The organism is Halomonas pelophila (assembly GCF_040196315.1).
GTDB classification, from domain to species: Bacteria; Pseudomonadota; Gammaproteobacteria; order Pseudomonadales; family Halomonadaceae; genus Halomonas; species Halomonas pelophila.
The window spans coordinates 124,198-137,172 of sequence record NZ_JBEGCI010000009.1 but is presented as its reverse complement, the minus strand read 5'-3'; the positions used below and the strand labels follow the sequence as shown (position 1 = coordinate 137,172).

Below are 12,975 nucleotides of genomic sequence, written 5' to 3'. Positions count from 1 at the left end.
GTTTTGTTGGAAGGGCAGATGTTGCTGGCCGCTTGCGCCCGATTAGTCGTCGCGTTCCTCGACAGCCTGCGCGTCGCGCTTGCGGCGCACCAGCCGGCCGAACAGCAGGCCCACCTCGTAGAGCAGGTACATCGGCACCGCCAGCAGGCTCTGCGAGACCACGTCCGGCGGGGTCAGCAGCATGCCGATGACGAAGCAGCCCAGCACCACGTAGGGACGCTTCTTCGACAGGCTCTCCACCGTGGTGGCGCCCGACAGGATCAGCAGGAAGGTGGCGATGGGGATCTCGAAGGCCACGCCGAAGGCGAAGAACAGCTTGAGGACGAAGTTCAGGTACTGGTTGATGTCGGTCATTATCGCTACGTCCTCCGGCCCGGTCTGGGTGAAGAACTGGAACAGCAGCGGGAAGACCACGTAGTAGGCGAAGGCGGCGCCGCCATAGAAGAGCGCGATGCTGGAGGCGAGGATCGGCAGGGCCAGGGCCTTCTCGTTGTCGTAGAGCCCCGGCGCCACGAAGGCCCAGGCCTGATGCAGCACATAGGGGATGGCGGCGAACACCGCCACCACCAGGGTCAGCTTGAAGGGCGCCAGGAAGGGCGAGGCGACCTCGGTGGCGATCATCTGCGAGCCTTCCGGCAGCAGCGCCATCAACGGTTGGGCGACGAACGAGTAGATGTCGTTGGCGAAGGCATAGAGCCCGAGGAAGATCACCAGGATCGCGACCACGGCGCGCATCAGCCGCGAGCGCAGTTCGATGAGGTGCTCGATCAGCGGGGCCTGGTTCTGTTCCTGGGGATCACCGGTCTTGCTCATCGGGAGGCGGAATCCTTGTCGGCGGTGGAGGCATCGGCGGAGCGCGGGTGATCATCGTCCTCGCTGCCCGAGCGGGCCCGGGCCAGGGCGTCATCGAGGCGCTTCTCGGCAGGCGCGGCCTTGCTCCGTGAGCTCGAGGCGGACGTGCCGCCGTCGTTCTCGGCGATGCTCTCCACGCCCCGCTTGACCTGCTGGACGCCCTCGTCGAGCTTCTTCTGCTGCTCGTTGAGTTTCTGGCGCAGCTCCTCGGCCTCGAGCTGGGCGCTGATCTCGCTCTGCATGCCCGAGACCGTGCGCTTGATCTTGCCGATCCACAGCCCCAGGGTGCGCGCAGCCTTGGGCAGGCGCTCGGGACCGAGCACCAGCAGGCCCACCACGCCGATGATCATCAGTTCGAGAAAGCCCATATCGAACATGGCGGTTTACTTGCGCTCTTCCGAGTCCTCGGCCTTCTTCTCGGCCTTGACGTCGTAGGTGTTGACCCCCTCGTCGTCATGGCTGACGCGGGCCTGGGGATCGTCCGCCTGCTCGTCCTCGCTTTTCTCGCCCTTTTCCTCGTCGTGCATGGCCTTCTTGAAGCCCTTCACGGCGCCGCCCAGGTCGCCGCCGACGTTGCGCAGCTTCTTGGTGCCGAAGATCAGGATGATGATGCCGAGAACGATCAGCAGCTGCCAGATACTGATACCACCTAACATAGTTGCTTCCTCAGGTTGGGGCTCCGGGGGAGGCCCGGAAAGGGCCAGTTGACGCTAGGGTTGCCGTGCGGCCTTCTCGTCGTGTCCCGAGACGCCGAAGCGGCGGGCCAGCTCATCCAGGACCGTCCCGTGATCGAGGCCCAGGTGCGAGAGCATCACCAGGCTATGAAACCACAAGTCGGCCGTTTCGGCGATCAACGCCTGTTGCGCCGCCGCGTCGCCGTGCTCGGCATCCTTGGCCGCCAGCAGCGTCTCGGTGGCTTCCTCGCCGAGCTTCTCGAGGATCTTGTTGAGCCCCTTGTGATGCAGGGCGGCCACGTAGGAGCTGTCGGGATCGGCCTGGCGGCGCTGTTCGAGCACGTCGTGCAGTCGGTCCAGTATATCGCTCATGGGGCAGGGTTCCATTGCTTGAGGTCAGTTCCAGGCCAGTAGCAGCACGCCGAGGCCGGCGGCGGCGAGCGCCGGCCAGGGCTGGCCGGCGGCCCAGTCGTAAAGCGGCTGCCAGGCCAGCGCGGCGACGATCAGCAGCAGGCCCAGGCGCAGCCGTCGATGGCGGCTGCCCTGGTGCGTCAGCTGGCGGGAGATGTCGCCCATGGCGGTCGACTGGCGACGGCGCTGGCGATGCTCCTGTTCGGCGCGGGACAGCACCTGATAGGCGAGCACGGGGAGCTCCGGCAGCTGGCGGGAGAGTTCGGGCGCCTGGCGCTTCAAGGACTCCAGCAGGCCGCGGGCGCCGGCGCGCTCCTTCATCCAGCGCTCCAGAAAGGGCTTGGCGGTCGACCAGAGGTCGAGGTCGGGATAGAGCTGGCGCCCCAGTCCCTCGATGTTGAGCAGGGTCTTCTGCAGCAGCACCAGCTGGGGCTGCACCTCCATGTTGAAGCGGCGCGCGGTCTGGAAGAGCCCCAGCAGCACCTGGCCGAAGGAGATGTCCTTGAGCGGCTTCTCGAGGATCGGCTCGCACACCGTGCGTACCGCCGCGGCGAACTCGTTGGCGCGGGTCTCCTCGCCCACCCAGCCGGACTCGATGTGCAGGGCGGCCACCTCGTAGTAGTCCTGATGGAAGAAGGCCAGCAGGTTGCGCGCCAGGTAGTCCTGGTCCTCGCGGGTGAGGCTGCCGACGATGCCGCAGTCGATGGCGATGTACTGGGGATCCTCGGGGTGCTCGTAGGCGACGAAGATGTTGCCCGGATGCATGTCGGCGTGGAAGAAGTTGTCGCGGAAAACCTGGGTGAAGAAGATCTCCACGCCGCGCTCGGCGAGCTTCTTGAGATTGGTGCCCTGGGCGATCAGCGCCGCGGTGTCGGCCACCGGCACGCCGTAGATCCGCTCCTGGACCATCACCCGGCGGTGGGTCAGCTCCCAGTGGATGGCCGGCACGTAGAGCAGCGGCGAACCCTTGAAGTTGCGCTTGAGCTGGGAGGTGTTGGCGGCCTCCTTGGTCAGGTCGAGCTCGTCGAACAGCGTGGATTCGTAGTCGCGGACCACCTCCACGGGGCGCAGCCGGCGCGCCTCGGGGATCCGCGCCAGCACGCTGGCGAAGCGATACATCAGCGCCATGTCCTGGCGCATCACCCGATCGATGCCCGGGCGGATGATCTTGACCACCACGGCCTCGCCGCCGTGCAGCCGCGCGGCATGCACCTGGGCGACGGAAGCCGAGGCCAGCGGCTCGGGCTCGAAGCTGGCGAAGGCCTCCTCCAGCGACATCTCGAGCTCCTCCTCGACCAGCGCCATGGCCTGGTGGCCGGGGAAGGGCGGTACCTGGTCCTGGAGGCGCTGCAGCTCGTTGGCGATGTCCTCGGGGAGCAGGTCGCGCCGGGTCGAGAGCATCTGGCCGAACTTGACGAAGATCGGCCCGAGGGACTCCAGGGCGAGGCGCAGGCGCTCGCCCCGGGAGCGCTCGCCGATCGGCACCAGGCGCAGCGGCGAGAGCATGAACAGGGCGCGTAGCCACCAGGGCAGGCGCGCCAGGGGCAGCAGGGTGTCGAGCCGGTAGCGGGTGATCACCCAGATGATGCGCGCCAGTCGCAGGATCATGAGGGAGTCTCCGCGGCGGCCAGGCGACGGCGCAGCCGGGCCAGGCGGGCCTCGAGGCGGTCGGTGGCGATCTCCAGCTCGGTCATGTGATCGCGCAGCGCCTCGAGCTGGTGGCGTCCCGGCAGCAGGCGCGCCTCCTCGAAGACGTACTCGCCGACGTCGGCGCAGAGCTCCTGGCGGGTGCGCAGCCCCCACTGGGAGAGGTTGCGCACGCCCTCGGCCAGGCTATGGGCGGGCATGTCGCCGAGCCAGCGGGCGAGCTCGCCCTCCCAGTCGAGATCGAGATCGAACAGCAGGTCGCGGGTCGCCTCGAGCAGATGGGTGCGCCCGCGCACGGCGAGCTTGCCCTGGAACATCAGGCGCTCGATGGGGGCGCCGCCGAGCAGTTCGCCGAGGGTCTCGGCATCCAGCTCGACCACCGCGTCGAAGCCCGCCTCATCGAAGGCCGTTTCGTCGCTCAGGTCGGGGCGCAACAGGTCGATCCCCGCCGGGTGGAAGTGCAGCGCCAGCGCCAGGGCGGGCCGCTCCAGGCGCAGCAGGATGCGCTGGCCGGCCAGCCGGGCCAGCCGCGACGGTGCCGCGGGATCCCGGGCGAGCAGGGCGTTGAGGGTGCGTTCGAGACCGGCCAGCAGCAGAGTGGGTGACAGCGACATCATGCCCTCACAGCTTGATGCCGCGGTGCAGGGCGACGATGCCCCCGGTGAGGTTGGTGTACTCGACCCGCTCGAGTCCCGCATCCTCCATCATGGCCTTGAGGGTCTCCTGGTCGGGATGCATGCGGATCGACTCGGCCAGGTAGCGGTAGCTCTCACCATCGCTTGCCACCAGCTCACCGATCTTCGGCAGCAGGCGGAAGGAGTACTCGTCGTAGGCCTTGGAGAACAGCGGGTTGCCTGGCTTGGAGAACTCCAGTACCAGCAGTCGCCCGCCTGGCTTGAGCACCCGCGCCATGGAGCGCAGGGCGGCATCCTTGTCGGTGACGTTGCGCAGGCCGAAGGCGATGGTGATGCAGTCGAAGCTGTTGTCGGGGAAGGGCAGGCACTCGGCGTTGGCCTGTACGTATTCGACATTGCCACCGACGCCGTGGTCGATCAGCTTGTCGCGGCCGACCCGCAGCATGGATTCGTTGATGTCGGCCAGCACCACTCGGCCGCGCGGCCCCACCATGCGCGAGAACTTCTGCGTCAGGTCGCCGGTGCCGCCGGCGATATCGAGCACGCTGTGGCCGGGACGCACGCCGGAGCGCTCGATGGCCAGGCGCTTCCACAGGCGGTGGATGCCCAGCGACATCAGGTCATTCATGATGTCGTAGCGCGCCGCGACCGAATGGAAGACATCGGCCACGCGAGAGGCCTTCTCCTCGACCGGGACGTCCTGATAGCCGAAGTGGGTGGTGTGCTTGTCACTGGCGCTCATGCCGTGGGGCTCCCGAATCGCTGCGGTGGGGGGAGGCCTGGCGGCCTCGCCGATGGGCGCCATTGTAGCCTCCCCCCATGGCGATTGTCTTGACGGAGGCCTTTTGTCTGGGCTGCCGCGATGGAGAGGCGAGGGGCGCCGGGGGGCAGGTCGTAGCGGAGGTCATTCGCCATGGATGGCGAATGTAGCGCCCAGGGAGGGGTTCACAGCGCCTCCGCGAACGCCTGCCGCCGGATCAGCCCCGAGGGACAGGCACCCTTGGTCTCAGAGCTGCTTGATCTCGATGCCCAGCGACTCCCGCGAGGCGCCCGCCTCCTCGAGCCGGCGCAGGTAGTCGGCCCAGTTGGCTTCGCGGCGGCGGATCAGATCGTAGAAATAATCCCAGCTGTAAAGGCCGCTGTCGTGGCCGTCGTCGAAGTGCAGCTTCAACGCGTAGCGCCCGGCCGGGGTGATGTCCTTGAGGCCCACGTCCTTCTTGCCCACCTGCAGGGTGGCGGAATCGGGGCCGTGGCCGCGCACCTCGGCGGAGGGCGAGAAGACCCGCAGGTACTCTACCGACAGCCGGTAGGATTCTCCCTCGGCATAGGTGAGCTCGAGCTCGCGCTCCTTGCGGTGGTAGTGCACGTTGGTGGGAATCGGGGCTGTCATGATGAGGCTCCGCAGCAGCGTTGGCGGTGAGCGGCTGTCCCGGTAACCGCTCGTGGCGGAGGCGCTGTGAACCCTTCCCTAGGCGCTACATTTGCCATCCCTGGCAAATGACCTCCGCGACGAGCGGTTACCGGCGCCGCACTACCCGTTAGCCCTCAGTTCAGGGCCGGGCTTACAGGATATACCGCGACAGGTCCTCGTCCATCGCCAGCTCGCCGAGCTGGGAGTCGACGTAGGCGGCGTCGATCGACAGCGGGCTGCCGAAGTCGCCGCCCTGGTAGGAGGCCTCCTCGAGCAGGCGCTCCATCACGGTGTGCAGACGGCGCGCGCCGATGTTCTCGGTGCCCTCGTTGACCTTCCAGGCGATCTCGGCGATGCGCGAGATGCCGTCCTCGGTGAAGGCGACCTCGAGCCCCTCGGTGGCGAGCAGCGCCTGGTACTGCTTGGTCAGCGCCGCGGAGGGCTCGGTGAGGATGCGCTTGAAGTCGTCCGGCGTCAGGGCGTTGAGCTCGACGCGGATCGGCAGGCGGCCCTGCAGCTCGGGAATCAGGTCCGAGGGACGCGACAGGTGGAAGGCACCGGAGGCGATGAAGAGGATGTGGTCGGTCTTCACCATGCCGTACTTGGTGGAGACCGTGGAGCCTTCGATCAGCGGCAGCAGGTCGCGCTGCACGCCCTCGCGGGAGACCTCGCCGCCGCTGGACTGGCCGCTGCCCTTGGAGACCTTGTCGATCTCGTCGAGGAAGACGATGCCGTTCTGCTCCACCGCCTCGATGGCACGGCTCTTGATGTCGTCCTCGTTGACCAGCTTGCCGGCCTCCTCGTCGCGCAGCAGGCCGAGGGCGTCCTTCACCGCGACGCGGCGCGTCTCGCTCTTCTGCTTGCCCATGCCGGCGAACAGGTTCTGCAGCTGGCTGGTCATCTCCTCCATGCCCGGCGGGGTGTTGATGTCCACGCCGGGGCCCTGAGGCGTGATCTCGATGTCGATCTCCTTGTCGTCGAGCTGACCCTCGCGCAGCTTCTTGCGGAACAGCTGGCGGGTCGAGCTGTCCTGGCGCGGCTCGTCTTCCTGGCCGCGGGGCGGCGGCAGCAGGGCGTCGAGGACGCGCTCCTCGGCGGCGTCCTCGGCGCGGTGGCCGACCTCTTCCTTGGCCTGCTCGCGGACCAGCTTGATGGCGGCCTCGGTCAGGTCGCGGATGATCGACTCGACGTCGCGGCCCACGTAGCCCACCTCGGTGAACTTGGTGGCCTCCACCTTGATGAAGGGCGCGCCGGCCAGCTTGGCCAGGCGGCGGGCGATCTCGGTCTTGCCGACACCCGTGGGGCCGATCATCAGGATGTTCTTGGGCGTCACCTCGTGGCGCAGCTCGCCGTCGAGCTGCATGCGCCGCCAGCGGTTGCGCAGGGCCACGGCCACGGCACGCTTGGCGTCCTGCTGGCCGACGATGTACTGGTCCAGGGCGTGGACGATCTCGCGGGGGGTCATCCGGGTCATGATCAGAGCTCTTCCAGCGTGACGTTATGGTTGGTGAACACGCAGATGTCGCCGGCGATGGCCAGGGACTTCTCGGTGATATCGCGGGCGGAGAGGTCGGTGTTCTCCAGCAGGGCGCGGGCCGCGGAGAGGGCGAAGTTGCCGCCGGAGCCGATGGCGATGATGCCGCGCTCGGGTTCCACCACGTCGCCGTTGCCGGTGATGATCAGCGAGGCGTCCTTGTTGGCCACGGCGAGCAGGGCCTCGAGGCGGCGCAGGGCGCGGTCGGTACGCCAGTCCTTGGCCAGCTCCACGGCGGCCTTGACCAGGTTGCCCTGGTACTTCTCGAGCTGGGCCTCGAAGCGCTCGAAGAGGGTGAAGGCGTCGGCGGTGCCGCCGGCGAAGCCGGCCAGCACCTGGCCGTGGTAGAGGCGACGCACCTTGCTGGCGTTGCCCTTCATCACGGTGTTGCCCAGCGAGACCTGGCCGTCACCGGCCAGCGCCACCTGGTCGCCGCGGCGCACGGAAACGATCGTGGTCATGGAGGGGACTCCTTGGGGGAGGGAAAAGCTCCCGATGACTGGCGGCGCCTCGGTCGAAGCGAGGCGCCGGGGTGAACTCAGGGGGAAGTGCGGGCGGGGCGCGCGGAATTCAACCTTGGTCGCGCCCCGCGGCGGGCGCGTCAGTTCTGCAGCTGGATCAGCAGCGGCTCGATGCCCTGGGTGGTCATCAGGTCCTGGGCGCGGTTGAGCTCGCGCCGATCGCTGTAGGGGCCGACCTGGACGCGGTGCCAGGTGTCGCCGCCGCCGGTCTTGACCTCGCTGATCTTGGCCAGCAGGCCGAAGTCCTTGAGGCGGCCGGCCAGCCGGTCGGCGTCGCTGGCCTCGCGGAAGGAGGCGGCCTGCAGCACGAAGCGGGCATCGGCGCCCGCGCTCGACGCGGCCGGCCGCGACGCGCCGTCGGCCTCCATGTTGGCGGCGATCACCCGGGCGATGGGGTCGTCGTCGGAGGTCGTGGCGGCCGGCTCGGGGGGCGCCGGCTCGGGGCGCGGCGGCGGGGTCGCCGTGGAACTCGGCACCTTGCCCCCCGGGGCGATCACCTCGGATTCCGGCAGCAGGGTGTAGAACTCGAAGGTCGGCATCGGCGGCTTTTCTGGTTTCTCGGCGCTCGCGTCTTCCTGGGGCGCCTGACGGCCCTCCGGCTGGGGTAGCACCCTCGCCAGCGGCGAGTCGCTGTCCTGCCAGGGCGCGGTGCCGTGCTGGTGCTGGGCCAGCAGGAAGCCGGCCACCAGGCCGGCGAGTCCCCACAGCCACCCCGGCACGCCGCGGCGCGGGGGCGGGGCGGCACGGCGGCGCGGCGTGCTGGTGGCGCCGCGCTTCTTGGCGGGGGGCTTGCGGGTGGCCATGGCTTACATCTCCTCGGGGGCGCCGACACCCATCAGGTCGAGGCCGTTGCGCAGCACCTGGCGGGTGGCCAGGCCCAGCGCCAGGCGGGCGTTGCGCAGGGCGTCGTCGTCGACCATCACCTTCACCGCGTTGTAGCAGGTGTGGAAGTCGGCGGCGAGGTCGAGCAGGTACTGGGCGATCTGCTGCGGCTCGTGGGCCGCGGCGGCGTGGGCGACCACCTCGGGGTAGCGGGCCAGGCGGTTGAGTACCGCCTTCTCCTGGTCGCTGTCGAGCAGCGCGAGCTTGGTCATGGCGAGCTCATGGTCGAACGCCTGGTCCTCGGCGTCGGCCTTGCGCAGCATGCTGCAGACTCGGGCGTGGGCGTACTGCACGTAGTAGACCGGGTTGTCATTGGACTGCGAGCGGGCCAGGTCGATGTCGAAGGTCAGCTGCGAGTCGGCGCGCCGGGCGGCCAGGAAGAAGCGCGTGGCGTCGCGACCCACCTCGTCGATCAGGTCGCGCACCGTGACGTAGCTGCCGGCGCGCTTGGAGAGCTTCACCTCGACCCCGGAGCGGGTGACCATCACCATCTGGTGCAGCACGTAGTCGGGCCAGCCCTTGGGAATGCCGGTCTCGAGGGCCTGGAGGCCGGCGCGCACCCGGGTCACCGTGGAGTGGTGGTCGGCGCCCTGCTCGTTGATCACCGTCGCGAAGCCGCGCTGCCACTTGTCGAGGTGGTAGGCGACGTCGGGCAGGAAGTAGGTGTACTGGCCGTCGGACTTGCGCATCACGCGGTCCTTGTCGTCACCGAAGTCGGTGGTGCGCAGCCACAGGGCGCCGTCCTGCTCGTAGGTGTGGCCCTGTTCGATGAGGCGCTCGACCGCTTCCTCGACCTTGCCCTGCTCGTAGAGCGAGGACTCCAGGAAGTAGACGTCGAACTCGACGCCGAAGGCTTTGAGGTCCAGATCCTGCTCGCGGCGCAGGTAGGCCACGGCAAAGTCGCGGATGGCCTCGAGGTCGTCCGGGTCGCCGGCGCCGGTGACGTGGCGGTCGTCGGCGTGCACGGTCTCGCCGGCGAGGTAGCTGTTGGCGACGTCGATGATGTAGCCGCCGCGATAGCCGTCCTCGGGCCAGCCGGCATCGCCGGGGTCGATGCCCTGCACCCGCGCCTGCACCGAGCGCGCCAGGTTGGCGATCTGGGCGCCGGCGTCGTTGTAGTAGAACTCGCGGGTCACGTCATGGCCGGTGGCTTCCAGCAGGCGGCAGATGCAGTCGCCGATCGCCGCCCCGCGGCCGTGGCCGACGTGCAGCGGCCCGGTGGGGTTGGCGGAGACGAACTCGACCTGAACCTTCTGCCCCTGGCCCGCCAGGTTGCGGCCGAAGGCGTCGCCGGTCTCGAGCACCTGGCGCACCACCTGGGCGGCGGCGTCGGTGGCGGCGAAGAAGTTGACGAAGCCGGGGCCGGCGATCTCGACCTTCTGCACGGCGTCGCTCTCGGGCAGCGCGGCGACCAGGGTCTCGGCCAGCTCGCGGGGCTTCTTGCCGGCCGGCTTCGCCAGCATCAGCGCCAGGTTGGTGGCGTAGTCGCCATGCGCCTTGTCGCGGGTCGGATCGACCTTGATGGTGGGGGCGATCTCGGCGGGCACGACGCCCTGTTGCCGGAGGTTGTCCAGGGCGCCCTCGAGCAGCGCGATGATGGTCTCTTTCATGGAAATGTCCGGTGTCCTGTGGCGTGGGCGATGCGAAGCGACCGCCCGGGCGAGTCTGGGGCGCCATTATCGGCAATCGGCGCCGGGCTTTAAAGGTGTGGCGTCAGGCCAGTGTCTGCGGATCGATATCCAGCGACCACCTGACCCGCCGGGCCTCGGGGCGGCCCTCCAGCCAGGCGATCAGCCAGGCCCCGGCCTCGTGGAGCCGGCTGCGGCGCTCGGCGGAGAGCATCAGCTGCAGGTGGTAGCGGTTCTGGCGGCGCTCCATGGGCGCCGGCACCGGCCCCAGGCAGTCGACCGCAAGCCCACGCTCGACGAGCCAGCCGCGCAGCGCCTCGGCCGCGAGGCCGCCGAGTTCGACTACTGCCGCCTCGTTGGGCGCCTCCAGGCGCAGCAGGGCCAGGAAGCGGAAGGGCGGCAGCTGGGCGGCGCGGCGCTCCTCGAGCAGCTGGGCGGCCAGGGCGTCGTAGCCCGCGTCGGCCAGCAGGCGCAGGTGCGGGTCGTCGGTGTGCATCGTCTGCACCAGCACCCGGCCGGGATGGGCGGCGCGGCCGGCGCGCCCGGCCACCTGCTCAAGCAGCTGGGCGCTGTGCTCCAGCGCGCGGAAGTCGCTGGCGTAGAGGCCGGCGTCGGCGTTGACCACCACTACCAGGGTGACGTGGGGCAGGTGATGGCCCTTGGCCAGCATCTGGGTGCCCACCAGCAGGCAGGGCTCGCCGCGGCGCACCTCGGCGAGCACCTGCTCCAGGGCGTCGCGGCGCCGGGTGCTGTCGCGGTCGATGCGATGCACCGGCGTCTCGGGGAAGAGCGCCGCCAGGGTCTCCTCGGTGCGCTCGGTGCCGCTGCCCAGCGGGCGCAGGTCGATGCTGCCGCACTCGGGGCAGGCGTCGGGCAGGGCGCGGCGGCGGTCGCAGTGGTGGCAGGCCAGCAGCGGCGGCTGGCGGTGCAGGGTCATGCGGGCATCGCAGTGATCGCACTCGGCGAGCCAGCCGCAGGCGTGGCAGGCGAGCGTCGGGGCAAAGCCGCGGCGATTGATGAAGACCAGCACCTGATGGCCGGCGGCCAGGGTCTCGCCGATGGTCTCGATCACCGGCGGGATCAGCCCGGCCCGGCACTGGCGCCCGCGCAGGTCGGTAAGCTCGAGGCGCGCCGGGGCATAGCGGCTGGCGCGCCGCGTCAGGCGCAGGTGGCGGTAGTCGCCGGCCTGGGCGCGCTGCAGGGTCTCCAGCGACGGCGTGGCCGTGCCCAGCAGCAGCGGGATGCGGTGATGGTGAGCGCGCGCCACGGCGAGGTCGCGGGCGTGGTAGCGCAGTCCGTCCTGCTGCTTGAAGGAGCCGTCATGCTCCTCGTCGACGATTATCACCCCCGGGCGTGCCAGCGGCGTGAAGATCGCCGAGCGGGTGCCGATGACGATCGGGGCCCGGCCGCTGGCGGCCGCCTCCCAGGCGTCCAGGCGCTCGTGGTCGGTGAGGCCCGAGTGCAGCGCCACCACCGGCACCCTAAAGCGGCTGCGAAAGCGCGCCAGGGTCTGGGGCGTCAGGCCGATCTCGGGGACCAGCACCAGCGCCTGACGGTGGCGCCCGATGACGGCCTCGATGAGCTGCAGGTAGACCTCGGTCTTGCCGCTGCCGGTAACGCCATGGAGCAGGCAGGGGTGGAAGGCGTCGAGACGCTCGTGCAGCGCGCCGAGCGCCGTGGCCTGCTCGCCGTTGAGGGGCAGGGCGGGCTCGGCCAGCTGCTGGCCGTCGTCGCTCGGTACGCTGGCCGAGAGCGGCTCCTCACGGCGCACCACCAGGCCCTTGTCGACCAGCGCGCGCAGCTGCTCGCGGCTGAACGACTGGGCGAGGATCGCCTGGCTGACCAGGCCGTGGGGGTGCTGGCGCAGCATGGCGAGCAGCTCGGCCTGGCGGGGCGCCCGGGCGAGCCCCGCCGGCGCCTCCTCGCGGCCGGCCGGCGTCACGCACCAGCGCGCGCGGGTGCGTGACGCCAGTGCGCGCCCCTGGCGCAGCAGCACCGGCATGGCCTGCTGCAGGGTGTCGCCGAGGGCGTGCTGGTAGTAGCGGGCGGTGAAGCGGCAGAGCCACAGCCAGTCGGCCGGCAGCGGCGCCTCGTCGAGGCAGGCCTCCACCGGCTTGAGGCGCGAGAGCGGCAGCTCGCTGTCGGCGCGGCACTCCACCACCACGCCGACGACGCGGCGCCGGCCGAAGGGCACCTGTACGCGCAGCCCCGGCTGCCAGCCGCCGGGGGGCGCGTCGCGGCCGGGGAGGTAGTCGAACAGGCGGCGCAGCGGCGAGGGCACCGCCACGCCCAGTACGCGCGGCGCGGGCGGATGGGGAGAATCGGGCAATTGGCCTCCGGCGTCGGCTCTGCTAGAATACTTCGCCGCTGCGGACACCCTGGGTGCCTGGCGGCAACCGGTTCGCATGTACAGACAACCCGTATGCGGTGCCTGGCAGAAGATCAGGTGGCGGCATACAGCTTCGTGAGGCTCAAGATGAAACAAGGTATCCACCCGGATTACAAGGCGGTCAACGTGACCTGCTCCTGCGGCGCCTCCTTCGAGGTCGGCTCCACTTCTGGCCACGACTTCTCCCTGGACGTCTGCTCGCAGTGCCACCCGTTCTACACCGGCAAGCAGAAGCAGGCGACCACCGGTGGTCGCGTCGAGCGCTTCAACAAGCGCTTCGGTGCCGCTATCAAGCGCTGAGCCGACCGGCACATCGCTGTATCGAGAAACCCGCCCAATGAGGCGGGTTTCTTCGTGTCTGGCCCTGCCAACGACGCCCGCTGCTCGCGCC

14 protein-coding genes are annotated in these 12,975 nt (G+C 69.6%); 1 reads left to right on the top strand and 13 read right to left on the bottom strand.

Annotated features, from left to right (window positions below; genetic code table 11):
* Positions 1 to 42: 42 nt before the first annotated feature.
* From tatC to ABE957_RS11610, 13 genes are all read right to left on the bottom strand, one after another.
* A complete protein-coding gene (gene tatC, locus ABE957_RS11670) occupies positions 43 to 813 on the bottom strand; it encodes a twin-arginine translocase subunit TatC (RefSeq protein ID WP_349758867.1) in 771 nt (256 codons plus the stop codon).
* Positions 810 to 1,229 carry a Sec-independent protein translocase protein TatB gene (gene tatB / locus ABE957_RS11665; protein ID WP_349758866.1) on the bottom strand — a complete coding sequence of 140 codons (420 nt, stop codon included), beginning with the start codon at positions 1,227 to 1,229 and terminating at the stop codon, positions 810 to 812. Before tatB ends, tatC begins: the two co-directional genes overlap by 4 nt.
* A 6-nt stretch (positions 1,230 to 1,235) precedes the next feature.
* Entirely contained in the window at positions 1,236 to 1,508 is a 273-nt protein-coding gene (gene tatA / locus ABE957_RS11660; RefSeq protein WP_349758865.1) for a Sec-independent protein translocase subunit TatA, read from the bottom strand.
* A 54-nt stretch (positions 1,509 to 1,562) separates the two neighbouring features.
* The gene (locus ABE957_RS11655; protein WP_349758864.1) at positions 1,563 to 1,898 is read right to left on the bottom strand and encodes a phosphoribosyl-ATP diphosphatase; all 336 of its coding nucleotides are present in this window, start codon (positions 1,896 to 1,898) and stop codon (positions 1,563 to 1,565) included.
* A 24-nt stretch (positions 1,899 to 1,922) separates the two neighbouring features.
* The gene (ubiB, locus tag ABE957_RS11650) at positions 1,923 to 3,545 is read right to left on the bottom strand and encodes a ubiquinone biosynthesis regulatory protein kinase UbiB (RefSeq protein ID WP_349758863.1); all 1,623 of its coding nucleotides are present in this window, start codon (positions 3,543 to 3,545) and stop codon (positions 1,923 to 1,925) included.
* Positions 3,542 to 4,198, bottom strand: coding sequence for a ubiquinone biosynthesis accessory factor UbiJ (locus ABE957_RS11645; protein WP_349758862.1), 657 nt, complete (start codon positions 4,196 to 4,198; stop codon positions 3,542 to 3,544). The genes ubiB and ABE957_RS11645 overlap by 4 nt, the downstream gene beginning before the upstream one ends.
* A 7-nt stretch (positions 4,199 to 4,205) precedes the next feature.
* The gene (ubiE, locus tag ABE957_RS11640; RefSeq protein ID WP_349758861.1) at positions 4,206 to 4,961 is read right to left on the bottom strand and encodes a bifunctional demethylmenaquinone methyltransferase/2-methoxy-6-polyprenyl-1,4-benzoquinol methylase UbiE; all 756 of its coding nucleotides are present in this window, start codon (positions 4,959 to 4,961) and stop codon (positions 4,206 to 4,208) included.
* Positions 4,962 to 5,225: 264 nt separating this feature from the next.
* Complete coding sequence (locus ABE957_RS11635) at positions 5,226 to 5,609, bottom strand: gamma-butyrobetaine hydroxylase family protein (protein WP_349758860.1); 384 nt, start codon at positions 5,607 to 5,609, stop codon at positions 5,226 to 5,228.
* Between the two features lie 172 nt (positions 5,610 to 5,781).
* Complete coding sequence (gene hslU / locus ABE957_RS11630) at positions 5,782 to 7,104, bottom strand: ATP-dependent protease ATPase subunit HslU (protein ID WP_349758859.1); 1,323 nt, start codon at positions 7,102 to 7,104, stop codon at positions 5,782 to 5,784.
* Between the two features lie 2 nt (positions 7,105 to 7,106).
* Positions 7,107 to 7,625: an ATP-dependent protease subunit HslV gene (gene hslV, locus ABE957_RS11625; protein WP_108445246.1), complete on the bottom strand. Its 519-nt coding sequence runs from the start codon at positions 7,623 to 7,625 to the stop codon at positions 7,107 to 7,109.
* A 140-nt stretch (positions 7,626 to 7,765) separates the two neighbouring features.
* Positions 7,766 to 8,488 carry an SPOR domain-containing protein gene (locus ABE957_RS11620; RefSeq protein WP_349758858.1) on the bottom strand — a complete coding sequence of 241 codons (723 nt, stop codon included), beginning with the start codon at positions 8,486 to 8,488 and terminating at the stop codon, positions 7,766 to 7,768.
* A 3-nt stretch (positions 8,489 to 8,491) separates the two neighbouring features.
* On the bottom strand, positions 8,492 to 10,177 hold the full coding sequence (gene argS, locus ABE957_RS11615; RefSeq protein ID WP_349758857.1) for an arginine--tRNA ligase: 1,686 nt from the start codon (positions 10,175 to 10,177) through the stop codon (positions 8,492 to 8,494).
* Between the two features lie 103 nt (positions 10,178 to 10,280).
* Positions 10,281 to 12,524: a primosomal protein N' gene (locus tag ABE957_RS11610; RefSeq protein ID WP_349758856.1), complete on the bottom strand. Its 2,244-nt coding sequence runs from the start codon at positions 12,522 to 12,524 to the stop codon at positions 10,281 to 10,283.
* A gap of 147 nt (positions 12,525 to 12,671) precedes the next feature.
* Here ABE957_RS11610 and rpmE point away from each other — a divergent pair, with 147 nt between their 5' ends.
* On the top strand, positions 12,672 to 12,884 hold the full coding sequence (rpmE, locus tag ABE957_RS11605; RefSeq protein WP_089848581.1) for a 50S ribosomal protein L31: 213 nt from the start codon (positions 12,672 to 12,674) through the stop codon (positions 12,882 to 12,884).
* Positions 12,885 to 12,975: the final 91 nt, after the last annotated feature.